21 protein-coding genes are annotated in these 24,112 nt (G+C 59.4%); 8 read left to right on the forward strand and 13 right to left on the reverse strand.

What is annotated here, in order from left to right:
* The first annotated feature begins 64 nt into the window (after positions 1-64).
* From I2G43_RS06685 to I2G43_RS06705, 5 genes are all read left to right on the forward strand, one after another.
* Positions 65-1,150, forward strand: a complete 1,086-nt coding sequence (locus I2G43_RS06685) for a carcinine hydrolase/isopenicillin-N N-acyltransferase family protein (protein WP_195535557.1) — start codon at positions 65-67, stop codon at positions 1,148-1,150.
* A gap of 140 nt (positions 1,151-1,290) precedes the next feature.
* Complete coding sequence (locus I2G43_RS06690; RefSeq protein WP_195535558.1) at positions 1,291-2,370, forward strand: 6-phosphofructokinase; 1,080 nt, start codon at positions 1,291-1,293, stop codon at positions 2,368-2,370.
* Between the two features lie 434 nt (positions 2,371-2,804).
* Positions 2,805-3,707 carry a helix-turn-helix domain-containing protein gene (locus I2G43_RS06695; RefSeq protein ID WP_195535559.1) on the forward strand — a complete coding sequence of 301 codons (903 nt, stop codon included), beginning with the start codon at positions 2,805-2,807 and terminating at the stop codon, positions 3,705-3,707.
* 137 nt (positions 3,708-3,844) lie between these two features.
* The gene (locus tag I2G43_RS06700) at positions 3,845-4,222 is read left to right on the forward strand and encodes a MerR family transcriptional regulator (protein ID WP_195535560.1); all 378 of its coding nucleotides are present in this window, start codon (positions 3,845-3,847) and stop codon (positions 4,220-4,222) included.
* Positions 4,223-4,390: 168 nt separating this feature from the next.
* Positions 4,391-4,642, forward strand: a complete 252-nt coding sequence (locus tag I2G43_RS06705) for a hypothetical protein (protein ID WP_229071654.1) — start codon at positions 4,391-4,393, stop codon at positions 4,640-4,642.
* A 122-nt stretch (positions 4,643-4,764) separates the two neighbouring features.
* On the opposite strand, the gene I2G43_RS06710 is transcribed toward I2G43_RS06705, so the two are convergent.
* Positions 4,765-7,530 (reverse strand): FtsX-like permease family protein, encoded by a 2,766-nt coding sequence (locus I2G43_RS06710; protein WP_229071656.1) that lies wholly within the window; start codon positions 7,528-7,530, stop codon positions 4,765-4,767.
* 5 nt (positions 7,531-7,535) lie between these two features.
* Positions 7,536-8,237, reverse strand: a complete 702-nt coding sequence (locus I2G43_RS06715) for an ABC transporter ATP-binding protein (protein WP_117746427.1) — start codon at positions 8,235-8,237, stop codon at positions 7,536-7,538.
* Positions 8,238-8,506: 269 nt separating this feature from the next.
* On the opposite strand from I2G43_RS06715, the gene I2G43_RS06720 reads away from it, so the two are divergent.
* Positions 8,507-9,145, forward strand: a complete 639-nt coding sequence (locus I2G43_RS06720) for a GyrI-like domain-containing protein (protein ID WP_195535562.1) — start codon at positions 8,507-8,509, stop codon at positions 9,143-9,145.
* A gap of 365 nt (positions 9,146-9,510) precedes the next feature.
* Here the strand turns inward: I2G43_RS06720 and I2G43_RS06725 are convergent, their stop codons facing one another.
* The 3 genes from I2G43_RS06725 to I2G43_RS06735 all read right to left on the reverse strand — a co-directional run bounded on the left by I2G43_RS06725 (position 9,511) and on the right by I2G43_RS06735 (position 13,133).
* A complete protein-coding gene (locus I2G43_RS06725; protein ID WP_324249514.1) occupies positions 9,511-10,089 on the reverse strand; it encodes a methylated-DNA--[protein]-cysteine S-methyltransferase in 579 nt (192 codons plus the stop codon).
* Between the two features lie 455 nt (positions 10,090-10,544).
* Positions 10,545-11,570, reverse strand: coding sequence for an aspartate-semialdehyde dehydrogenase (locus tag I2G43_RS06730; protein ID WP_195535563.1), 1,026 nt, complete (start codon positions 11,568-11,570; stop codon positions 10,545-10,547).
* Between the two features lie 174 nt (positions 11,571-11,744).
* Entirely contained in the window at positions 11,745-13,133 is a 1,389-nt protein-coding gene (locus tag I2G43_RS06735) for an aspartate kinase (RefSeq protein WP_195535564.1), read from the reverse strand.
* 104 nt (positions 13,134-13,237) lie between these two features.
* Between I2G43_RS06735 and thrC the strand changes: the two genes are divergently transcribed.
* Together thrC and thrB are read left to right on the forward strand one after the other, a co-directional pair.
* Complete coding sequence (gene thrC / locus I2G43_RS06740) at positions 13,238-14,755, forward strand: threonine synthase (protein WP_195535565.1); 1,518 nt, start codon at positions 13,238-13,240, stop codon at positions 14,753-14,755.
* 201 nt (positions 14,756-14,956) lie between these two features.
* On the forward strand, positions 14,957-15,838 hold the full coding sequence (gene thrB / locus I2G43_RS06745; RefSeq protein WP_055252598.1) for a homoserine kinase: 882 nt from the start codon (positions 14,957-14,959) through the stop codon (positions 15,836-15,838).
* A 258-nt stretch (positions 15,839-16,096) separates the two neighbouring features.
* Here thrB and yihA read toward each other — a convergent pair whose 3' ends face one another.
* From yihA to I2G43_RS06780, 8 genes are all read right to left on the reverse strand, one after another.
* The gene (yihA, locus tag I2G43_RS06750) at positions 16,097-16,687 is read right to left on the reverse strand and encodes a ribosome biogenesis GTP-binding protein YihA/YsxC (protein ID WP_055252447.1); all 591 of its coding nucleotides are present in this window, start codon (positions 16,685-16,687) and stop codon (positions 16,097-16,099) included.
* Between the two features lie 38 nt (positions 16,688-16,725).
* The gene (gene mtnN / locus I2G43_RS06755) at positions 16,726-17,466 is read right to left on the reverse strand and encodes a 5'-methylthioadenosine/S-adenosylhomocysteine nucleosidase (protein WP_195535566.1); all 741 of its coding nucleotides are present in this window, start codon (positions 17,464-17,466) and stop codon (positions 16,726-16,728) included.
* A gap of 78 nt (positions 17,467-17,544) precedes the next feature.
* On the reverse strand, positions 17,545-17,679 hold the full coding sequence (locus I2G43_RS10620) for a hypothetical protein (RefSeq protein ID WP_255413422.1): 135 nt from the start codon (positions 17,677-17,679) through the stop codon (positions 17,545-17,547).
* A gap of 240 nt (positions 17,680-17,919) precedes the next feature.
* Positions 17,920-18,738 (reverse strand): pyruvate formate-lyase-activating protein, encoded by an 819-nt coding sequence (pflA, locus tag I2G43_RS06760; protein WP_195535567.1) that lies wholly within the window; start codon positions 18,736-18,738, stop codon positions 17,920-17,922.
* 183 nt (positions 18,739-18,921) lie between these two features.
* Complete coding sequence (locus I2G43_RS06765; RefSeq protein WP_195535568.1) at positions 18,922-19,776, reverse strand: DegV family protein; 855 nt, start codon at positions 19,774-19,776, stop codon at positions 18,922-18,924.
* A gap of 438 nt (positions 19,777-20,214) precedes the next feature.
* Positions 20,215-20,466: an autonomous glycyl radical cofactor GrcA3 gene (grcA3, locus tag I2G43_RS06770; protein ID WP_055252439.1), complete on the reverse strand. Its 252-nt coding sequence runs from the start codon at positions 20,464-20,466 to the stop codon at positions 20,215-20,217.
* An 85-nt stretch (positions 20,467-20,551) separates the two neighbouring features.
* Positions 20,552-22,603 carry a formate C-acetyltransferase gene (gene pflB, locus I2G43_RS06775; protein WP_195535569.1) on the reverse strand — a complete coding sequence of 684 codons (2,052 nt, stop codon included), beginning with the start codon at positions 22,601-22,603 and terminating at the stop codon, positions 20,552-20,554.
* Positions 22,604-23,076: 473 nt separating this feature from the next.
* Complete coding sequence (locus tag I2G43_RS06780; protein ID WP_229071658.1) at positions 23,077-24,099, reverse strand: 2-keto-3-deoxygluconate permease; 1,023 nt, start codon at positions 24,097-24,099, stop codon at positions 23,077-23,079.
* Positions 24,100-24,112: the final 13 nt, after the last annotated feature.

A 24,112-nucleotide genomic window follows, 5' to 3' on the forward strand; every position in this document is an offset into this window, starting at 1 on the left:
TGCGGCATATGGTCTGTATGACATTTGCGATAATGCCTATAGCATCGCTTTGAGAGGAGTCCTCATGAAGCCACGTATCATTGCCATCACCTGCGGTGTTGCAGGAACCGCCGTCGGCCTTGCCGCTGCCGCCGGCATCGTTTACCGCAAGCAAATCAAGTCCGCCGCGTCGCTCAAACGCTTGACCGGCTACGCGGATGGCTATGACCTGTACGCAATCGACATTGCCTACGACTACGATCTTGATCGCATCATCGCCGCTGGCGTGCGCGACGACCAGGCCTACATCGATGCCGTGGTGGCGCAGGTGCTGCCCGGTGTGCCGGCACATGTCCAGGCGCCCCAGTTTGCCTGCAGCGCTTTTGTCGCCGTAGATGCCGAAGGCCGCGTGCGCACCGGTCGCAATTACGACTTTAAGGACGACACCTCGGCGCTGCTGGTGCGCAATCACCCGCGCGACGGCTATGCCTCCATCGGGTTTGCCGCCCTTAACAACCTGGGCGATAACACTCCGCTTGACTCCGTCGCCGGACGCGCCGCCGCACTCATGGGCCCGTTTGCCCAGCTCGATGGTGTTAACGAATGCGGCGTGTCCGTTGCCGTACTCACCCTGGATTCCAAGCCCTGTGACCAGGACACGCAACGCCCCGTCATCAATACCTCGCTCGCCATCCGTCTGGTGCTCGACCGCGCGGCCACCACGCAGGAGGCTGTCGACCTGCTTTCCGCCTACGACATGCACGCCATGGCAGGACGCGATTACCACTTCTTTATCAACGACGCCGCCGGTGACGCGCGGGTGGTGGAGTGGGATCCGCGCGATCCCGACCGTGCATGCAAGGCGACGCCCGTACGCCAGGTTACGAACTTCTACGCCTGCTATGGCGACGAAGTGCTGCCCAACCAAAAGAATGGCGAGCTGGGCCATGGTAAGGAGCGCGCCGTCGCAATCGCCGATGTCCTTGACGCCCATGTCGGTGCCCAAGACGAGGCAGTCGCTTGGAAGGCCCTACGCGCTGCGGCGCAAGAGCCCAATCCGGAAGACATCACCAGCAACACGCAGTGGTCGGTCGTCTTCGACAACACCGAGCCCGCTGCCGCCATCACGCTGCGCCGCCACTGGGGCGACATCGACGCCTTTGCGCTGTAAGGAGCCAGGCCCGTCGACCTTACGCTCGCCTGACGTTGTTTACATTTCTATACGCTTGAGCTAACACGTTTTACCCCCGTATCAACAGTGTACGGGGGTAAACTTATGCGCATGTTATAACTTGCCCGGAAGGATTCATCATGCTCAGGATCGGTCTTCTTACCAGTGGCGGCGACTGCCAGGCGCTCAACGCCACCATGCGCGGCATCGTCAAAACGCTCATGACCAATAGCGAAGAGCCTATCGAGATCTATGGTTTTGAGGACGGCTACCAGGGCCTTATCTACAGCAGGTTCCGCGTCATGACGCCCGCCGATTTTAGCGGCATCCTCACCCGCGGCGGCACTATCCTGGGCACGAGCCGCACGCCGTTCAAGCGCCTAGACATTCCCGAGGCCGACGGTGTCGAGAAAGTGCCCGCGATGGTCCACACCTATCACAAGCTACAGCTCGACTGCCTGTTTATGCTGGGCGGCAACGGCTCCACCAAGACCGCCAACCGTCTGCGCGAAGAGGGCCTCAACGTTATCGCCCTGCCCAAGACCATCGATAACGACACCTGGGGCACCGAGTTGACGTTTGGCTTTACGAGCGCCATCGACGTCGCCACCAAGTGCATCGACGACATCCACACCACTGCCTCGAGCCACGGGCGCGTGTTCGTCATCGAAATCATGGGACACAAGGTCGGATGGATTCCGCTGTACGCCGGCGTCGCGGGCGGCGCGGACGTCATCCTGATCCCCGAGATCCCCTACGACATGGATAACGTCATCAAGACCATCGAGCATCGCATGGAAACCGGCAGCCGCTTTACGATCGTAGCCGTCGCCGAGGGCGCCATCTCCAAGGATGACGCGGCACTGTCCAAGAAGGAGTACAAGAAGAAGCTCGCCGAACGCACGAGCCCGTCAATCGTGTACGACATCGCCAAGGAGATCGAGGCCAAGACCGGCCGCGAGACCCGCGTCGCCATCCCCGGTCACACGCAGCGCGGCGGTCAGCCCGATGCCCAGGACCGCATCTTTGCGACCCAGTGCGGTGTCGAGGCAGCGCTCGGCTGCCTACGCGGCGAGTTTGGCTACATGATTGCCCTGCGCGATGGCAAGATGTGCCACATGCCGCTCGAGGATGTCGCCGGCAAGCTCAAGTACGTCGATCCCCAAAGCGACCTGGTGCGCGAGGCCAAAGCGTTGGGCATCAGCTTCGGCGACGAATAGCCTCGGCTGGAATCCACCCCATCGGGCCCTCCGACCCCGCCCGACGTATTTCGATTTGGCTCCTCCCTTGACTCCGTCAAAGGTCGCCAATCGAAATCGTCGGGCGGGGTCGGAGGGCCCTGCGTTTACATACTCGCCGGGGCTATTCGTCTTCTTGCTGCGGGTGCCTGGTCTGAAATTCAGTTGCGGTGAAATAGTTCCTGCTTAGTCCGCAAATGGCTGAATCCAAAAACTATTCCACCGCAACTTACTGAGTGGGGGCTCTTGGCTGCTACTTGCACTAACATTTGTCCTGAAATGGCTGGTCGTTAGGGATTGCTACCGGTAGTTGCGGTAGGGTTGGGGCAGATTCTAACTAGAAATGGTGGTCGCTACCGGTTGTTCTCGACATACTCGAGCCATTCGATTACGGTCACCTCACGAAAGGAACTGCCATGGATCTTGCAATGGCGCAGCGGCTCGTCGATCGACGCAAAGCTGCCGGGCTTTCTCAGGAGGCGCTTGCCGCCCAACTGGGTGTGAGCCGCCAGGCTGTCAGCAAATGGGAACGCAGCGAATCCTCGCCCGATACCGATAACCTCATTGCGCTCGCCGCACTGTATGGCGTGTCGCTGGATGAGCTGTTGTACGGGGAGACAGTTGGAGACGGCGACGGCGGCACCGAGGCTTCGGATGAGACCGAAGAGACTGAGAACTCCGCTGACAATGCTCGCTGTGGTGACAAGCCACTCGTCGACATTTCCCTTGAGCACGGCATCCACGTTATCGATCCCGATAAGGGCGAAGAGGTTCACGTTGGCTGGAATGGCATCCACGTAACCAACGATCGCAAGGGCGAAGAAGTCCATGTGGGACCGGGCGGCGTGCACGTCGATACGCTCGAGGATGATGGGCATAGCGTGCATACCAATGCCGACGGCACCGTCACTATCGACGGCGATACGTTTTCAAGCTGGAAGGAGGCACACAACAAGCTCGACCATCATGGCAAGCACTTCCACACCAAGCTCGGTCGTGCGTGGAACAAGTTTCCCTTCCCCGCAGTGGTCGCCCTCGCCTATCTGGCGCTCGGCGTTGTCTGCGGCGTATGGGCCACGGGACTTTTCCTCGTCTTTTTGATTCCCGTCTACTACGCAATTGGCGACTTTATCGATCGACGCCGCCTGTCTAAGCTCGTCGGCAGCGTCTATCCGGCAGCTGCCATTGCCTGGTTCCTCTACATGTGGCTCTGCCTGGGACAGCCCCATCCCGCCTGGGTAATCCTCATCACCATCCCCGTCGTAGGAGCACTCATGCACTGGTGCCGAAAACAATGGAAGCACCGCAAGCAAGCCTAGTTTGCCCCGTCCCGCCGGCAAGCCCCAGCCGACGACCCTCCCCCTAAGTTGCGGTGATATAGTTCCTATTTAAGGCCCAAATGACCGAATCTAGGAACTATTCCACCGCAACTTAGCAAGACATCCAAGGAGCTGGCATGAGGATCGCCGAGGTTTCAAAGGAGTATGGCATTTCCGCCGATACGCTGCGCTATTACGAGCGCATCGGCTTGCTGCCTCGTGTGCATCGCAACGAGAATGGCATTCGCGACTACGATGAGCAGGACTGCGCACGTATCAAGTTCGTAAAGTGCATGCGCGGCGCCAACGTTTCAATCGAAGCACTCATCGAGTACATGCAGCTTCTAGAGCAAGGCGACGGCACCATGGCGGCACGCAAAGCCATTCTCGAAGAACAGCGCGACCAGGTCACCGAGCGTATTGCCGAAATGCAGGCCGGTCTCGATCGTCTCAACTACAAAATCGCCCACTACGACGACCTCATCCACGCCTGCGAGCAGAAGATAGCAAAGTAGCAAACGCCAGACCGCCCATAGGCTGCCCGGCGTTTGCCCAGATAAAACCTGCCAAAATAAACCTGTCCCTTTTTGACAGGTTTGACGAGCGGAGGAAATATGCGAGACGTAGCCGAAAGCGACTGGAAACTGTTTAAGAAGCTACTCCCTGAATGGCAAGAGCGCCATATGGAGGAGCTCATCGACCAGTACGTCGAGATACTGAACGGCAGCGGCGAAGCGTCCAGTAGATTTTGGGCACTAGAAGAACGTATCAATAGGGACAAGCTGTCCTCAGGCGTAATAGCAACCGACATTCGCCGCAGCACAATGCACCGCGAGATAGCCAACTTACTTATCGACAACGTGATCACTCTTGACGACCTTGACGGTTTTACCGAGGAAATTAAGAGCTATGCGCAGCACTGGATTGATCAGTAAAGGTGCCAAACAACACACGCGCCCATAGTCAAACAAAGTAACAAACGCCGGGCCACCTAATTGTTGCCCGGCGTTTGCCCAGATAAAACCTACCAAAAATGAACCTGTCCCTTTTTGGTAGGCTACTCGGCGCTTTTGAGGGCGCCGACCATGTCGATCTTGTTGAGCGTTCGATTGGTGGCGAGGTTGACGATGATTGTGAACGCAAAGGCCAGCACCACGGCAAGCACGTAGCTCAACGGTTCGACCTCAACGTCAAAGTAGAGCGACGGCATCTGCAGGATGTACGTAAAGCTCTCGGCCAGCAAGCCGCCCAGCGGAACGCCCAGCGCGGCACCGATTGCCGTCAAAATCAACGTCTCCTTGTTGACGTAATGGTGCACCTCGCCGCGGCGGAAGCCCAGCACCTTAATAGTCGCCAGCTCGCGCTCGCGCTCCGAGATGTTGGTGTTGGACAGCGTAAACACCACCACAAACGACAGGCACGCCGCCATAAAGGTCACGAGCACCACGACCGAGTTGATGATGGTGAAGTTGGCCTCGTAGTTTTCCCAATGCTCGGCCGTGCTCGAAAGCGTCAGCCATCCGTCGCTTTTAAGTTGCTTGCTAAACGCAATCTGATCGGCCGACGAACCCTTGAGCAGCGCAAAGATGCCGTTGAGACGGACGCTTCGACCAAACGCACGTTCATAGGTACTCTGCGTCATATAGAGCGTGTTGCCCAGGTAGTTGAGCGAAATACCGCTCACCTCGACATCGGCGACGTTGAGCGACGAATCCTGAACCTGCGCCGTATCGCCCGGCTGAATCCCCAGCACCAACTGTGAGCTCTTGCTCAGATACACGTCTCCGTCGCGCAAAGCGAGCGGCTCTTTGGACTCGTCCTCCAAACACACGTAGTCGTCCAAGTCGCTCGTACGGTCATCGGGCACCACGACCAGCTGCACGGTCTCGCTCTTGCCGCCAAACGTAAAGGTGACGTTGTCGGTCATGATCGGCAGCGTCGAGGTCACGGTCACGTCGGAGTCCTTGGCCGCGCTGCGCTCGTCCAGAGCTGCGCACGTCTGCGTAAAGTCATCGGGGTTGGCGACCGCCAGCAGGTCATAGCGCGTAATGTGCCCGTACTGCTTGGGCGAAAGCGCCACCGACGTGTCACGAATACCCATGCCGCAGATTACGAGCGCCGTGCAGCCCGCGATACCGAAGATAGTCATAAAGGCACGCTTTTTGTAGCGGAACAGATTGCGCGCGGCCACCTTGTTCAAAAAGCCCATGCGGCGCCAAATAAAGCCAATGCGCTCGAGGAAAATGCGCGAGCCGGCGCGCGGGGCCTTGGGGCGCATGAGCGAAGCCGGGGTCTCGGCCATCTCGTGGCGGCAGGCGATAATCGTGGCGCCTACCACGCCCACGGCAAACAGCGCCACCGAAACAATCGAGGACACGATGTCGTATGAAAGCAGCATCTGGGGCAGCGAGTACATGTCATCGAACACCGTAAACAGGAACAGCGGCAGGCCGACAAAACCGATGATGTTGCCGAGCACGCCACCGATCAAACAGGCCCACAGCGAGTAGTCCACATATTTGGACAGAATGCGCCCGCGCGAATAGCCGAGTGCCTTGTACAGGCCGATCAGCGTGCGTTCCTCCTCGACCATGCGCGTGGCGGTGGTGAGGCTGATGAGCACGGCGACGATAAAGAAGATGAACGGGAATACGGTGGCGATGGCCTCGATCGAGGAACTATCGCTCTCCACGCTCGAATAGCTTGCGATGTTGCCGCGATCCTGGATATACCAGGTGCATTCGCCCAGGTCAGAGAGCTCGGCGCGGGCATCGGCAAACTGCTGGTCGGCGGCGGCGCGGCGCTGGTCTAGGTCGGCTTGCGCCTGCGCGCGCTCCTCGCTGCCCTCGGCCATGCGATTGATGTTGTCCTGCTCGATTCCAAAGACCATATTCGCCTGACGCTCAGACGCGTCCAAGTTCGCCGGCGTGTCGACCGTCAGCTCCTTGGCACGCACCTTCTCGCGCTCTTCGCGAATCTTATCGATATTGGCTTTGACCTCGTCAATCTTTGCCGTATAGGCATCGGAATAGGAATTGAGGTCCTTTGCTCCCTCGACGACCACGTGAATCGCGGAATAGGATGACGACGTCGCGGCGTCCTCGCTCACGTAGAACTTGTAGTCCGCGGCCGAGGCAGCACGGAAAGCGTTGACCGTCGAGTCCGAGCTCACGTCGGTGGGATCGAGAACCTCAGCCGTGATGGTGTAATCTCCCGCAGCGAACTGATCCTTGGCGCTCTGGTTCGACGAGTTCGCGTCGTTGGCGGCAAAGCTCACCGTATCGCCGAGCTTTTTGCCCGATGCCTTCAAAAAGCGCGAAGTTACCGCCACTTCGCCCGACGTCTCGGGCAAGTCACCGCGCACCAACACCGGCTGATCAATATTCTCTTTAGAGAGGCTCTGCACGACGACACGCTCGCGCGCCGTGCCCACGGCGGTGTAGGCGGTCTCGGTATAGATGCCCTCGGCCGTCTTGACGCCGTCGACCTCTTGGATGGCGGCAAGGTCATCATCGGTCAGGCCATAGGTCGACTGCACGTTGATATCGTAGACATTCTGCTGGTCAAAGTAGGCGTCGACCGAATCGCACAGGTCCTCGCAACCCGCCTGGAGACCGCACATCACGCTCACGCCAAGCGCGGTAATGACCACAATGGACAGGAAGCGCTTAAGACTTCCGCGAATCGTGCGGTAAATGCCGCGGCGAAACACCGTCGGCACCATGTCGTTTGAGCTTTGGGCAGTGCGATAGGTCGTAAAATCCTGCTCACGCTCCGCATGCGCCTCGTTGCCGCCTTGGCTGTTTTGACGATCTTGGTCCATGGGCGCTACCACTCGATCGTCTCGATAGGCACGGGATTTTGCTGGACCGTCTCACTTTCCACGCGACCACTCTTAAAGCGGATCAGGCGATCGGCCATGGGCGCGAGCGCGGAGTTATGCGTGATGATAATGACCGTGATGCCCTGCTTTCGGCAGGTATCCTGCAGCAGCTGCAAAATCTGCTTGCCGGTTTTGTAGTCGAGCGCGCCCGTGGGCTCGTCGCACAGGAGCAGCTTGGGGTTCTTGGCCAGCGCGCGGGCAATGGACACGCGCTGCTGCTCGCCGCCCGAAAGCTGTGCCGGAAAGTTGCCCAGGCGCTCGCCCAGGCCAACCTGGCGAAGCGTTTGCTCGGCATCGAGCGAATCGGGGCAGATCTGCGCCGCGAGCTCGACGTTCTCGAGAGCCGTCAGGTTGGGAACCAGATTGTAGAACTGAAAGACAAAGCCCACGTCGGCGCGGCGGTACTCCACAAGCTGCGCCTCGTTGGCGGCACTCACGTCGCGCCCGTCCACCGTCACAGTGCCGGAGGTCGCCGTGTCCATGCCGCCCAAGATGTTGAGCGCCGTGGTTTTACCGGCGCCCGAAGCGCCCAGGATAATGGCAAGCTCGCCACGCTCAACGGTAAAACTCGCGCCGTCGAGCGCGTGAATGCGGGCATCACCCTCGCCATAGGCTTTAATGACGTCTCTGAATTCGATATAGGCCATCGATTGATTCCCATCTGGTCGGATAACTCTTTAGTATTACCCATTTCGCACCGACCAAAAAGGGACAGGTTTATTTTGGCAGGTTTTATATGGGGGAATGGCGGGTGTTGGTAGAGCGACAGGCGGCAGAAGGGTCATCAACGGAGTCAGGCCACCCGTCAAACGCAAAGGATTTATGTCAGCCGTCAGGCAAATCAGTCGAACGGGTGTTCGTTTCTATGATATGATGCTGACAGTTACACGGGTCCCTACGCAGAAAGGCGGCCGCCATGGCGTTCGACTTTAAAAAGGAAAGCAAAGAGCTCTATAGACCTGCCAGCAAGCCGAGCATCGTAACCGTCCCGCCCATGAGCTATGTCGCGGCGCGCGGAAAGGGCGATCCAAACGCCGAAAGCGGCGAGTATCAAAACGCCCTGCCATTGCTTTACGGTATCGCCTACACCATCAAGATGTCGAAGAAAGGCTCGAGGAGTATCGAAGGCTATTTCGACTTTGTGGTGCCGCCGCTCGAGGGCTTCTGGTGGCAAGACTCTCCCGGCAGCGACATCGATTATGTGCGCAAGGACGACTTCAACTTCATCTCGTGCATCCGCCTGCCCGATTTTGTCACCCAGGCCGACTTTGACTGGGCCGTCGCGGAAGCTACCGCCAAAAAGAAGCTGGACTTTTCCGCAGTCGAGCTGCTTAAGGTTGACGAGGGTTTGTGCGTGCAGTGCATGCATACCGGACCCTACGACAGCGAGCCGGCAACCGTAGACAACATGCATGGATTTGCGGCAGAGCAGGGCTATGCCCTCGACTTTTCCAATACCCGCCTGCATCACGAGATCTACCTCTCCGACCCACGCAAATGCGCACCGGAAAAGCTCAAGACCGTGATTCGTCATCCCATCAAGCGCACCGAATAGCGTGGGACACCACCCGGCGGATCAGATTGAGGCTAGTCGGTCGACAACCTCTAGGACATCCGGCGGCTTCCTTGACGCGATTCGTCGCATCCTATAAGTTTGTTTTGCTAAAGCTGGAAAGCCTCTCAACGATGCGCAACTCCAGCTCTTTTTTTCATTCTGCATAATCAAAATGGGACGCCGTTTCCGTAGACGATGCCATCCGGAAACTGCATCCCACTCTGAGGCGATATTCTGGGTCGCGGTTTCCGCTTGAAGCATCATCCGGAAAGTAATTGAGGCGTCTTATCGTCAGACAAGAGGTGCCGTGAAAGGACAGCGACTCGTCCTTTCGCGGCGCCTCATTCATGCAAAGCGCTCGAGCGTTATTCCTCGTACGCGCCCTCAAGCCGAAGCAGCCGCTCTTTGCGATCAAGCCCGCCGGCATATCCGTTGAGCGATCCATCGGCCGCGACCACGCGATGACAGGGCACGATGATCGAAATGGGATTGCGCGCAACCGCAGCCCCCACAGCACGGGGAGACACAACGGGGTCCTCGTTTCCCGGAACACGATGCTTGGCCGCGACACGCTGGGCGATCTCGCCATACGTAGCGACCTCGCCACGCGGGATAGAAAGCAGCTCGAACCAAACCTCACGCTGAAACGCCGTGCCGATCATATGCAACGGCGGCGTAAACCGAGGCTCCTGACCAGCAAAATAAGCATTCAACCAAGCCCAAGAACGCTCAAGCACCGCTGAGGCTGCGCCATTCGCCGGATTCACCGAAGACATCCCGCCTGCACCGGAAACCGCGTCGGCACCTTCGACGTGCTCGGCATTTTCTTTGAGGAGCGTAGAGCCAAAGTGCTCCTGTCCCTCAAACCAAAGCCCCGTCAAACCGCGGCCATCAGCGGCAAGCAGGATTTCGCCCAAAGGCGAAGCAAACGTCGTCGTGACCACCAGCGGCTCCTTTCAAAACTCCGCAACATAATACCGCGAATTGTGCAGACAACCCTACTCGGCCCCAAAGTCACCTCAGGCAGCAGGCGCGAAGCGCCGCCGCTGCCGCACGATCCCAAAGTCCCCGCAGGCAGCAGGCGCAACGCGCCGCAGCTGCCGGCCGCGCCCCACAGTCCCCCAAGGTGGCAGGCGCGAAGCGCCGTGGCCGCCGCCGGGACCAGGGCCCGCAACAGCCACGTGCCCCCACATCAGCCCAGCGGCCCCAACCAACAACGGCCCCATCGCAGGCCGCTCGCAGCAGCGTCACCGCAGGCGGGGGCCGGGCTTAGTTTTCAGAACACTCCGCAGACCAGTGTGGCGCCTTGTCCGCAGCTCCGAAGGAGCAGGACAAGGCGCCACACATGGTCGAGGACGTTCTGAAAACTAAGCCCGGCCCCCGCCGGACAGGTCCACCGCTACTCGCAGAGCAGCTTAGCAATCTGGACGGCGTTGGTTGCCGCGCCCTTACGGATTTGGTCGCCGCAGCACCAGAAGGTGATGCCGCGCGCGGCCTCGGGGTTCGAGATGTCGCGACGCACGCGGCCGACCCAAATCAGATCCTGGTCGGACGTGTCCATCGGCATGGGGAAGCGATCGTGCGCATCCTCGGCAGCCATATCGTCAACTAGCTTGACGCCAGGAGCGGCAGCCAGCGCAGCGCGGGCCTCCTCGACCGTAATATCGCGCTCAAACTCAAGCGTAATGCTCTCGGAGTGCGAACGCAGCACGGGCACGCGCACGCAGGTGCAGTTCACGCGCAGCTCGGGCAGGTGCATGATCTTGCGGCCCTCGTTCTGCAGCTTCATCTCCTCGGAGGTGAAGCCTTCCTCCTTGACGCCGCCGATCTGCGGAATCAGGTTGCTCGCCAGCTGGGCGGCAAAGGCGCGCGGCTCGGGAATCTCCTCGCCACGGCCCAGAGCGGCCAGCTGGGCCTCGAGTTCGGCCATGCCGGGAGCGCCTGCGCCCGAAGCCGCCTGATACGTCGAGACGATCATGCGCTTGACGCCGGCCAGCTGGTGCAGCGGCCAGGTGGGGACCAGGCCGATGATGGTCGCGCAGTTGGGGTTGGCAATGAGGCCGTGGTGCCACTTGATGTCGTCGGCGTTAATCTCGGGAACAACCAGCGGCACCTCGGGATCTAGGCGGAAGGCATGGCTGTTGTCGACCACGACGGCGCCACGCTTGACGGCCTCGGGCAGCAGCTCCTTGGCGATATCATCGCCAGCAGCACCGAGCACGATGTCGCAGCCCTCAAAGGCCTCGGGGCAAGCCTCCTCAATCACAACCTGCTCGCCGCGGAACTCGACGGTCTTGCCCGCCGAGCGTGCGCTCGCCAGCAGCTTGAGCTTACCGACCGGAAACTCCTGCTCGTTCAGGCACTCGAGCATCTGGGTGCCCACGGCTCCCGTCGCGCCCAAAATAGCAACCGTGTACTGTTTCATGCTTCCCCCTTTAAAGGTTCTGGCTTTTGCCCGCACGCTTAGCGGACTCAATAGTGTGCCCCAGTTTATACAAGAACGGGGCGGACACAAAACCCGCCCCGCCGAAACGAAACCGAAACGAAACGCCCCGCAGTAGATTTTCAGGCATGTCCCAGAAATCTACCGGAGTGGCCCCTACTTGTGCAGCGCGGCCAGGGCGGGCTCAAGCGGCTCGGAAGGCTCCAAATCGGAGACCTTGACGATGCCGTTCTCGTCCGAGAAGGCGCGGTAGATGGTCTGGATCGCCAGATCGAAGTCCTTCTCCTCCACGCCGATGATGATGTTGATCTCGTCACAGCTCTGCGAAATCATACGCACGCTCACACCGGCCTGGCCGAGCATGCCAAACAGGTGGCCGGAAATGCCGGCACGACCGCGCAGGTTGCGGCCGACGGTAGCGATAAGCGCCAGACCCTCGACGACCTCGATCTCGAGCGGCTCGACTTCCTTCTGAATGTCGCCCACGAGCGAGTACAGCGAATCGTGCACATCCTCTTCCTGCACCACGGCGCCAAAGCGGTCGACACCGGTGGGCATGTGCTCGACGGAGACGTCATAGCGCTCGAACACCGAAAGCGCGCGGCGCATAAAGCCGACGCGGGGCTTGGTACGGTCGCGGGCGACGTTAATGGCGACAAAGCCGCGCTTGCCGGTCACGCCGGTAATGATGGGCTCGGCCTCGCCCTCGTCGGCCGTCTCGCTAATGATGGTGCCGGGGTCCTGCGGCGCGTTGGTGTTCTTGATGACCAGCGGAATACCGGCCTCGCGCACGGGGAACACGGCCTCCTCGTGCAGGACGCTCGCGCCCATGTACGAAAGCTCGCGCAGTTCCTCGTAGGTAACGCGCGCAATGGGCTGAGCCTCGGGCACAATACGCGGGTCGGCAGAATAGAAGCCCGAAACGTCGGTCCAGTTCTCGTACAAGTCGGCGCCCAGGCACTTGGCCAGAATGGCACCGGAAATGTCGCCGCCGCCACGGTCGAGCAGTTTGATCTGGCCCTCGCGCGTCGCGCCGTAGAAGCCGGGCATGACAAAGCCGCCCTGCTGGCCGTACTCCTGAACCAGCTCGGAGGTGCGATTCATGCTGAGCGAACCGTCATGATGGAACGCCACGACCGTCGCGGCATCCAGGAACGGCAGGTCCAAGTACTCGGCCATGAGGCGGGCGGTGAAGTACTCGCCGCGGCTCACGAGCTCCTCGGTAGAGTAACCGCCCGAGCGGGCGCGCTCGGCAAAGGCCGCAAACTCCTCGCGGATGGGATAGGTGAGCCCAAGCTCGTCAGCGATATCAAAGTAGCGCTGACCGATGTCCTCGAGCAGCTCTTCGCACGACACGTGATACTTGACGTGCGCGTTGACCAAGTAGAGCAGATCGGTCACCTTGGTGTCGCCCTTAAAGCGGCGACCGCAGGCAGAAACCACCACAAAACGGCGGGCAGGGTCGGCGTCGACAATGGCCTTGATCTTCTTAAAGTGTTCGGCGTCGGCGACCGACGAGCCGCCGAACTTGGCAATCTTAATCATGGGCTTGAGGTTACCTTTCTAAAAAGCCTCTGCGAACCTACTTTGCGTGCTCTGATACCATGGTTTCACCGATTGGGACCAAGGCATCCGAGGAGCAGTGTTATATGGGAACTTATCATAGTACACGAGGACGCACTTTATCGTGCTCAAGTAAGGTGGCAATCCGTACCGGCATCGCTCCCGACGGGGGTTTGTTTGTATCGGACGAGCTGGGAACCCAGCAGCTCGATATCAGCTCCCTTGCAGATAAATCGTACTTTGAAATCGCTCAAGATGTGTTGGGAATGTTACTGAATGATTACACGGCCGAAGAAATTTCGGCGTGTGTCGACGAGGCATACCGCGGCACGTTTGCGAGCGAAGAGGTCACGCCACTCGTCAAGCTTGACGCGGCACCGGGCTCCGACGCCCCGCAGACCTATGTGATGGAGCTCTTTGGCGGCCCCACGAGCGCCTTTAAGGACGTCGCCCTGCAGATGCTCCCCCGCCTGATGGCCCGCACCTCCGCCAAGGACGGCGGCGCCGAGCGCATCATGATCGTCACCGCCACGTCGGGCGACACCGGCAAGGCAGCACTCGCCGGCTTTGCCGACGCCCCGGGCACGGGCATCACTGTCTTTTATCCCGAGGGCAAGGTCAGCCGCGTCCAGAACCTGCAGATGTCCACGCAGGAGGGCGACAACGTCGCTGTCTGCGGCATCCGCGGCAACTTTGACGACGCCCAGAGCGCCGTCAAGCGCATCTTTGCCAATAAGGAGCTTGCCGAGCGCCTGGAGGCCGCTGGCACCGTGCTTTCGAGTGCCAACTCCATCAATGTCGGCCGCCTGGTGCCGCAGGTCGTCTACTACTTTGCCGCCTATGCGCAGCTGCTGCGCGCCGGCGCCATCGAGGCTGGCGACGCCGTAGAGTTCTGCGTGCCCACCGGCAACTTTGGCGATATCTTGGCCGGCTACTATGCCAAGCGCATGGGTCTGCCCGTCGCCAAGCTCGTCGTGGCGAGCGACAAGAACAATGTACTCACCGACTTTTTGACCACCGGCGTCTACGACCGCAACCGTCCGTTCTTCACGACCATCTCGCCGTCGATGGACATCCTCATTAGCTCCAACCTCGAGCGCATGCTGTACTTCCTGTCCGACGGCGACTGCGAGCTCGTTGCCGGCCTTATGGAGCAGCTCGCCCAGACCGGTCGCTACGAGGTGCCCGCCGAGCTGCTGGCCAAGATTCAGAGCGTGTTTGGCTGCGGCTGGGCCAGCGAGGACGAGGTCCGCGCCGCCATCAAGAGCTGCTGGGACGCCAACAACTACGTGATCGATCCGCACACCGCCTGTGGCTATCACGTCTTTGAGCAGGTAGCTCCTGCCGAGGGCGCCAAGGCCCGCGTGCTGCTTTCGACCGCCAGCCCCTACAAGTTCCCGCGTGCCTGCTGCGACGCCCTGGGCCTCGACGTTCCCGAGGATGACTTTGAGGCCATGCGCGTGCTCGAGCAGGCAACCAACACGGTCGCCCCGACCCAGCTCGCCGAACTCGAGTCCAAACCCGTCCGCTTCGAAGACGTCTGCGACGTCGATGAGATGGCAAGCTACGTCGAGTCTGCAGCAAAACGAATGAGCACCAACTAAACCCCTTATTAAGCGCCGGCGAAAGCCGGCGCACCTTCTTTTATCAGAAACCCACCGGGATGATGACGAACTGACATGCGGGTCTGCCTGTTTAGTTCGTCGCGAGTTCCGCACGAGCCGGAAAGCACTTAATGTGCTTTCCGAGCGAGCCAGGACTGCCCGAGCAGCGAACTAAACAGGCAGACCGCCCAGGAGATTCCCATGATCAAGATCACCGTCCCCGCCACCAGCGCCAACCTAGGCATTGGCTACGACACCCTCGGCATGGCCGTCAGCCTCTACTCGCACTTCACCTTCGAGCGCGCCGACAAGCTCACCATCACGGGCTGCCCCGAGGAGTTCCAAAACGAGAACAACCTGGTCTACGTGAGCTTTGTCGATGCCTTGGCCGCCTGGGGCGAGCCGGCCTTCCCTGTCGCCATCGACATTCAGACTGACGTGCCCGTCGCCCGCGGCCTGGGCTCCAGCTCCACCTGTGTCGTCGCTGGCATCATGGCAGCCGCCGCGCTGACGGGCCACACCGTCGACCGCGCCGAGCTCGTTCGCATCGCCACCGAGGTTGAGGGCCATCCCGATAACGTCGCCCCCGCCATCCTGGGCGGCGCCGTCTGCTCCTTTACGCCGACGGACTCGCTTCCCCAGTGCCTTCGCTACGAAGTGAGCGACAAACTGCGTTTTATTACCGTAATCCCGCCCTACGAGGTGCATACGAGTGAGGCGCGCAAGGTCGTGCCGCAGGAGATTCCACTCTCCACCGCCGTATGGCAAATGGGCCGCATCGCCGGCATGACGCGCGGCCTGGAGACCGGCGACCTTGACCTGATTGCCGCCGCCAACGACGACCGCATCCAGGAGCCCTATCGCCGCCGCCTGATTCCCGATTACAACGCCGTGCGCGACACCTGCCTTAATGGCGGCGCCAAGACCATCTGGATCAGTGGCTCCGGCTCGACCCTTATGGCTGTAACCGATGACACTATCGTAGCCAAGTTCCTGCAGGTCAAGCTGCGTGAGCAGTTCCCCAAATGTGACACGCATATTCTGACGTGCGACACGGAAGGCGCTCAAATCGAGTACCTGTAGACATCCTCCTCATATACCTGTCCGGGACGGTCGGGATGTTCCCTCAAAATCGTCCTCGCGCATGAAGGCCCCTTGTCCTGCTCCTACGGAGCGACGGACAAGGGGCCTTCGCGCTGCGGAATGATTTTGAGGGAACATCCCGACCGTCCCTGCGCCTACCTTGCTGAGGATGTCTACAGGGACCCACGCTTTGAAGGGGCGCCGGGCTGATGGTTTGGCTTTTTATTGGTGGGGGCCCTTACTGGGATGGGACCCTTACTAGAGGCAGGCCTCGGCGATGCGGCGCTTGAGTTCATCGATACCGGTGCCAGTCTGGGAGCTTGTGATGATTACGTTTTCGGCCGGGACGTTGAGCTGCTTTTTGATGGCTGCTGCCTGGCGGGCCTGCTGGGTGCGGCTGAGCTTGTCGGCTTTGGTGAGGCAGACGATAAAGTTGAACTCGTTGCCCTGCAGGTAGTCGATCATGTCATGATCGAGCTTGCTGGGGTCGTGACGAATGTCAACCAGCGATACGACCAGGTTAAAGCTGCGCTCGGAGTCAAAGAAGTCGCCAATAAGCTCGGCCCAGCGGTCGCGCTCGGCCTTGGAGCGACGGGCGAAACCGTAACCCGGCAGGTCCACGAAATGCACGTCGTCGGCCTCAAAGAAGTTGATGTTGCTCGTCTTGCCCGGCGTACTGGAAACCTTGACCAGGTTCTTGCGGCCAAAGAGCTTGTTCATAATCGACGACTTGCCCACGTTGGAGCGGCCGACAAAGCTCACCTCGGGGCAGGTGGACTCGGGAATCTGCGAAACCTTGCCGTAGCTGGCGACGAACTTGGCAAGCTGGTAGTTAATGGAATCGGCCATGGACACTCCTTGGTCGTAGGTTCTTACAAAAGAGCGCGCTATTGCGCAGCAGCAATGCGGCGGACGATATCGAGCGTGATGTCACTTGCGACACGCGCGTACTCGAACAGATCGAACTCTCGGTCGCAAATTGCATCGTACGCCTCGTCACAATTATCGCTGATAGCGCGCAACACCAGGCAATCGACACCATTTTTGGTTGCGACATGGGCAATTGCCGCGCCCTCCATGCCGACACAATCGGCATGCGTCGCCTCGATAGCGTCGTTGCGCATGGCGGCGCCCGTCACAAAGCGGTTACCCGTGGCAATCGTGCCGACCAGGAATTGTTTGGCTCCCTCGTTCGAAGCGGCTGCATTTGTCGAAGCATCAACAAACCCACGCTCAGCAAGCACGTCGACGGCAATATCGACCAGCGCGGGTGTCGAGCCAAACTCCTCGAGCCCCGGTGCGGACTCGGCGATAAGCGCGGTATCGGTATCCAGATAGCGTAGGCGTTTGCCAATGACCACGTCGTCGATATGGAGTCTGGGGTTCAAACCGCCCGCAATGCCCGAAAACACAACAGCCTGCGGAGCATACTTGCTAATGAGGTGCTGTGTTGCAGCGGCGGCGTTCACCGTGCCCATGCCCGCCGTTGTGGCGACAACTGTCAGGCCGTCGAGCTCGCCGCTCACAACGGTCAAGCCTGCCTCCCGCGCCTCGCAAACGTCGCTCAGCTCTTCCTTAATCTGCATGATCTCTTTTTCGAGCGCACCGATAATCGCGATGGTAGCCATACCATTCCCCAAACCTATACGAAATTCTCAACCACGGTATGGTACCAGCATTTTGTTTGACCTCGCCAAACGAACACGCTAAGCCAGTGCAGCTCGCGTATCAAACAGCGCCTTTGCAATCGCGGCCGTAACCTCGCTCGAGCGGTCGCTCCACGGCATCGATGTCATGACGCTCATGACATAGGTACAGCCATCGATGTCGATAGCAGGCATTTCTTTCCAAAGATATTCAGTCGCGTTTAAGGTGTCTCTAAACAATAAACAGGCGTTTCTATGCAAAAACACCGATTCCGTTGCGCATCTTTGCCCAAAACGCAGTTGCGGTGAAATAGTTCCTGTTTGGGCGGCATAAGCCGAAAAACAAGAACTATTCCACCGCAACTTGACGGGGCTCTTTAGCAATCAACTAGGTGCCCGGGAGCACTCATTTAAGTCTGTCCCCAATGAGTGCCGCTAGCCGATGGCGTTTTTGAGTTCGGCGCGGCGCTTTTTCATGCCAGTCATGACGGCGTTGCGCAGCTCGGGCATGCGCGCGGTATCCATCTGCGGCACGCCCTCGAGCTTATAGGGAATCCCCAGCTGCTCATACTTGACAACACCCATCGTGTGATACGGCAGCATCTCCAGGCCCACCACGTTGTGCCACGGCGCGATGAGGCGGCCAAGCTTCTCGCACTCCTCCACCGTATCGGTAATGCCCGGCACCACCACGTGGCGGATAACGACCTTAATCTTGCGGCGCGCTAACTCATCACCAAAGGCCAGAATGCGCGCAGGATCGCACCCGGTCAGCTTTTTATGCTCGACCGGATCGGCATGCTTAATGTCGAGCAGTACCATATCGGTCTCGTTGAGCACGGCATCGAACTTCTCGGAATGCTGCGGGTCAAACGCGTAACCGCAGCTGTCCAGGCAGGTATGCACGCGCCCATCGGGGTTGTTGTGCATAGTGTGGAACAGGTCAGCCAAAAACGCGGGCTGCAGAAGCGGCTCGCCACCGGACACCGTAATACCGCCGCTGCGGTAAAACTCATGGTTGCTCTGGAACTCGTCCATCAGATGCTCGACGGTCACCATGGTGCCACCGTTGACTGACCAGGTATCGGGATTATGGCAATACGCGCAGCGCATGGGACAGCCCTGGACGAACACCACGAAACGAATGCCAGGCCCGTCGACCGTGCCCATCGTCTCGATCGAATGCACGCGACCCAAGGCAAATGCAGAGTCCTCGGGACGAGCATCCACACCCTCGAGCGTCATCTCAGCCATATCCGCTACCTTGCCTTCCCTACTTCTAGCTAAATTAATGCCAGAGCCATTCTAGCCCATGCGTTTAGTGCTGAAGCGTTTTAGCGGCAATTGGGCAGCGTCATTTTGATGTCAAACGACAACGGCGGGCAGGTTGTCGCTACCCTGCCCGCCGAAGCAGTAGATATTGATTGTCGCTACCGTCTACGCCTTGAGCGTGAGCACCGCACCGAACGCCGTCGGACCGCAGTGGCTCGAAATGACGCCGCCAACCTGAGTCCAGGTAACGTCCTTAAAGCCAAGCTCGTGCGCATACGTCTCCATGTCATCGCGCAGCTCTTCGGAAAGGCCCACCGAATACGCCAGGCCAATGTGCGCGTAGTCGATATCGCCCTTGGCAATCATATGGTCGATAAAGGCGCGAGCGCATTTGAGCATGGAACCGCGGAACTTTTTGGTTGCCACAAACTTGCCGCCCGTCACCTCGATGCACGGTTTGATCTTGAGCAGATGGGCACCAAGGAACGCCACGTTGGACAGACGCCCGCCGGCCTTGAGAAAGGCGAGGTCGGTAGGGACAAAGCCCAGCAGAACGCGATCCATGACGGAGTTGGTAAAGGCGAAAATCTCGTCAACGGTGGCGTCCGGATGAGCCTCGATATACTTAGCGGTCTCAACGGCGACAAGCGACTGGCCCACCGACACAAAGCGCGTATCCATGGAGAAGACGTAATCGCGGCCCTTTGCCGCAATCTTCGACGACTGATGCGAGCAGGTCGTAACCTCGGAATACGCAAGATGCAAAATGGTCGCATCGGGCCGCTCGGCGTGGATGCGGTCGTACACATGCGCAAAATCCGCCGGCGAGCAACCGCTGGTCTTGGGCATCACACCAAACTCGTTGCAGCGCGAGTAAATCTCAAGCGGGTCGATCGATCCGTCTTCGACGGTCTCGTCACCAATCGTGACATGCATGGGCACGCGCACGATGCCATAGCGCTCGCAGAGCTCCGGCGTCACATCCGAACCAGACTCAACCACGATTACGTACTTGCCCATTATCATCACAACCCATCTCGACGTTGGCTTTTGAATATGTGACGCACGTCCGCCGTCCTGCTGCAGAACGGCCTCCAAGCGCCAAAGAGACGCCGCCCCTTGCACACAACAAAGGACAGCGTCTCCCTGGAAAACTCCGTGCTTATCTGAGATTCTACACGGTTTATTAAGGAGTGTTACTTATTCCGCAAACGGTAGCTATACGCGATAAACGGTAGCAAGCAAGAATCCAGAACGCTCAACCCATTAGGAGAGTTCCGCCTAAAGGGTAACTACACAGGACCCCGCCGGGGCTGTTTGGGCTACCTCCCAAAATATTCCGCAGGACGCAAGAAGCCCTCGCCGCACGAAGTGCGCAGCGAGGGCTTCTTGCATGTCCGAGGACGTTTTGGGAGGTAGCCCAAACAGCCCCGGCGATCCTGCGGGAGTTAAACCCCTTTAGAACTTGTTGTGGAAGGTACGCGAAATGACCTCGTCCTGCTGCTCCTTGGTGAGCGTGTGGAAGTTCACGGCGTAGCCGGAAACGCGAATGGTCAGCTGCGGGTACTTCTCGGGGTGAGCCTGAGCGTCGAGCAGCGTCTCACGGTTGAAGACGTTGATGTTCAGGTGGTGGCCACCCTTCTCGGCGTAAGCGTCGAGCATGTGGACCAGGTTATCGGCCTGAGTCTCGGAAACTTCAGAAACCTTCATAATGTGTCTCCTTCGATCGATAGGCGCCGGCCGAAACCGGCGCACTAATCAGTAATCGTTATTGTTAGTATAGCACTAACAATAGTTACTCGCCCAGCTGATCAAGGTCGATATCGCCAAAGAACACCTGGTCCTCCTTGCCGAGCGCACCCGGGATGATGGAGAAGGTGTTGGAGATGCCGTCCTGAGCATCGCGGAACGGGAGCTTGGAAACCGAAGACAGCGAAGCGATGGCGCCGTGGCTATCGCGCTTGTGCATGGGGTTAGCACCCGGGGCGAAGGGCTGGCCAGCCTTGCGGCCATCAGGCGTAGAACCGGTCTTCTTGCCGTACACGACGTTGGAGGTGATGGTCAGAACCGAGGTCGTGGGCACGGAGTTGCGGTACGTGTCGTTCATGCGGATGTACTCCATGAACTGGTGCACGACGTCGTGAGCGATCTGGTCGACGCGGTCGTCGTCGTTGCCGTACTTGGGGAACTCGCCCTCGGTCTCGAAGTCGACGATGATGCCGTTCTCGTCACGGACGGGGTGAACCTTGGCGTACTTAATGGCGGACAGGGAGTCGGCCACGACGGAAAGGCCAGCGATGCCGGTAGCGAACCAACGGTGCACGTGCTTGTCGTGCAGAGCCATCTGGATGCGCTCGTAGCAGTACTTGTCGTGCATGTAGTGAATGATGTTAAGGGAGTTGACGTAGACGCCAGCGAGCCACTTCATCATGTCGTTGTACTTGGCAACGACATCGTCGTAATCGAGCGTATCGCCCTCGACGGCGCGGTACTTGGGGCCGACCTGCTTCTTGGAGACCTCGTCAACGCCGCCGTTGAGTGCATACAGCAGGCACTTGGCCAGGTTGGCGCGAGCACCAAAGAACTGCATCTCCTTGCCGATGCGCATGGAAGAAACGCAGCAGGCAATACCGTAGTCGTCGCCGTGGTAAACGCGCATAAGGTCGTCGTTCTCGTACTGGATCGAGGAGCTGGCGACAGAAGTCTTGGCGCAGAACTTCTTGAAGTTCTCGGGCAGACGGGTCGACCACAGAACGGTCATGTTGGGCTCGGGGCTGGTGCCCATGTTCTCGAGCGTGTGCAGGTAGCGGTAGCTCATCTTGGTAACGAGCGTACGGCCGTCGACACCCATGCCGCCGATGGACTCGGTGACCCACTGCGGGTCGCCGGTAAACAGGGCCTGGTACTCGGGGGTACGGGCAAACTTGACCATGCGGAGCTTCATGATGAAGTGATCCACGAACTCCTGGATCTGCTCCTCGGTGAAGGTGCCGTTGGCAAGGTCGCGCTCAGCGTAGATGTCGATGAACGTGGAGGTACGGCCGATGGACATAGCGGCGCCGTTCTGCTCCTTGACAGCAGCGAGATAGGCGAAGTACATCCACTGGATGGCCTCCTGCGTGTTGGTAGCGGGGTTGGAAATGTCGAAACCATAGGTCTCGGCCATCATCTTGAGCTCGCCGAGGGCGCGGATCTGCTCCTGCAGCTCCTCGCGGTCGCGGATGTTGTCGGCGGTCATGACCGTCGGGGTGGAAGCCTTCTGGGCCTCCTTGTCCTTGATCAGGTAGTCGACACCGTACAGGGCGACACGACGGTAGTCGCCGATGATGCGGCCACGGCCATAGCCATCGGGCAGACCGGTGATGATGTGAGCCGAACGGCAAGCGCGCATCTCGGGGGTGTAAACGTCGAAGACACCAGCGTTGTGGGTCTTGCGCTCGAAGGTGTAGCGCTCGACGACGTTCTCGTCGATCTTGTAGCCGTGCTGGCTGGCAGCCTGGCAAGCGATGCGGATACCGCCGTTGACGTGCAGGGCACGCTTGAGCGGCTTGTCGGTCTGGAGGCCGACGATGGTCTCCATCTCGCGATGGGCGTTATCGATGTAGCCAGCGGGGTGGCTCACGATACCCGTGACGGTCTTGGTGTCCATATCGAGGACGCCGCCCTGCTCGCGCTCCTTGAGCAGCAGGTTGAGAACCTCGCCCCACAGCTCCTTGGTACGCTCGGTCGGGCCGGCGAGGAACGACTCGTCGCCCTCGTAGGGGGTGTAGTTCTTCTGGATGAAGTCTCGGACGTCAACCTCTCCCGTCCAGATGCCTTCCTTGAAGCCTTCCCATGCCTCCTGCATTGTGTAACCACGCTCCTAGTTACGTGTAATGCGGCGCTCTCTCACACCGCTGCTTATTGAATTCTTGAATGTTCGGCTTGCACGACCGGCTTCTTCCGTTTTCCGCCACGTGTTGACGCAGGAAAAACGTTTGTCCACCTTGGCGCTGCAACCCTAAACCCAAGATTTCACCCGTTTGAGAAGGATAACATAGCGACCCTCTCCATCTGGGCTGTTATATGTTTCTTTTTTTATATCATAAGAGCGTTTTTGACAAATCCGCAGGAAATGCGTGCGCGGGCAGATACCGTTCACCGAATTGTCTGATATTTCCCCTTGCCTTTATACGCCTGTCGCTCTAGCTGTTATGCCAGCTTTAGCTGGGTAAAGCGACTCAGAGACCCTAGCGACAACAGGGCGGCCACGAAGGAATATCCCCCGTGGCCGCCCTAAAGCATTGGCTTGTTGTGAGCGTTGATTTGTTGCGCGTGGCGTTACGCGGCGGCGGCAGCCTTGTCGGTCGCGGCCTTCTTGCTGTCGCCGTGATCCTGGCCCTCAAAGTGCTTGTAGCACCAGCTGGTGACCAGCGGGGTGAGGATGGCCGTCACGATAGCGCAGGCTGCGACCTGAGCCGTAGCCGTCGCGAGCACCGCGCCGCCGTACATGGCTTCGTTGACGCTTGCCATGGCGGCAGGCGTTGCCACGTTGGCACCGGCGCAGCTGGAGATTGCCGCGCCCGCGACACCCGTACCACCGGTGAGCTTATCAACCGCGATAACGGGAATGGCGAAGACCACCGAGCAGATAACGCCAAGCAGAATGCCGGGGAGGCCGCCGTTGATAAGCTGGCCAAAAGTCATGGTCGAGCCCATGGCAAAGAAGACGAGCACGATGATGGCGGAAAGTGCCGGTGCCATCATCTTCTTAAAGCTGGGGAAGAGGTTGCCCAGAATAATGCCGACGACGATCGGCAGGATGGCGCCCACGAGCGACCAGCCGATCGGAGCCTGGCCGGCAGCGCCGAGCACGATCATCGTGACCGGAGGGCCGACAACCAGCGTGGTGATGGCAACGGCGCCACGCTCGGCCTCGTTGCCCATGGTGCCCATCAGTCCAGCGTACATAGCGTTGTTGGCACCCGTGCAAGCGGCCAGCATCACCATGGCCGAGATGCCAAACAGGTTGTCGTTGAACACATAAAGGATGAGCAGCGACACGGCAACGACCACGATCTGCTTGACGGCGATGATGATGGCGCCGCGGGCAGCGGCGGCAGGAGCACTCTTAAACGAAATCGTCGTACCGACGATGAGCAAAAATGCGCCCACGAGCGGGCCTGCACCCTGCTGGGTCATGCCAAGCGTAAAGCTGCCGAGCGTTTTGAACAGGTCAGGGAACAGCGTGTTGAGCAGGCAGCCCAGCAAAAGCGGCACCAAAATATTGGCACCCGGGATGGAGGACATCTTAAAGAACGGCTCCTTTGCCGCCGGCGCCTCCACCGCAGTCGATTCACTCATATATATCTCCTTT

Source organism: Collinsella aerofaciens, from assembly GCF_015557435.1.
In the GTDB taxonomy this organism is placed as follows: Bacteria; Actinomycetota; Coriobacteriia; order Coriobacteriales; family Coriobacteriaceae; genus Collinsella; species Collinsella aerofaciens_Z.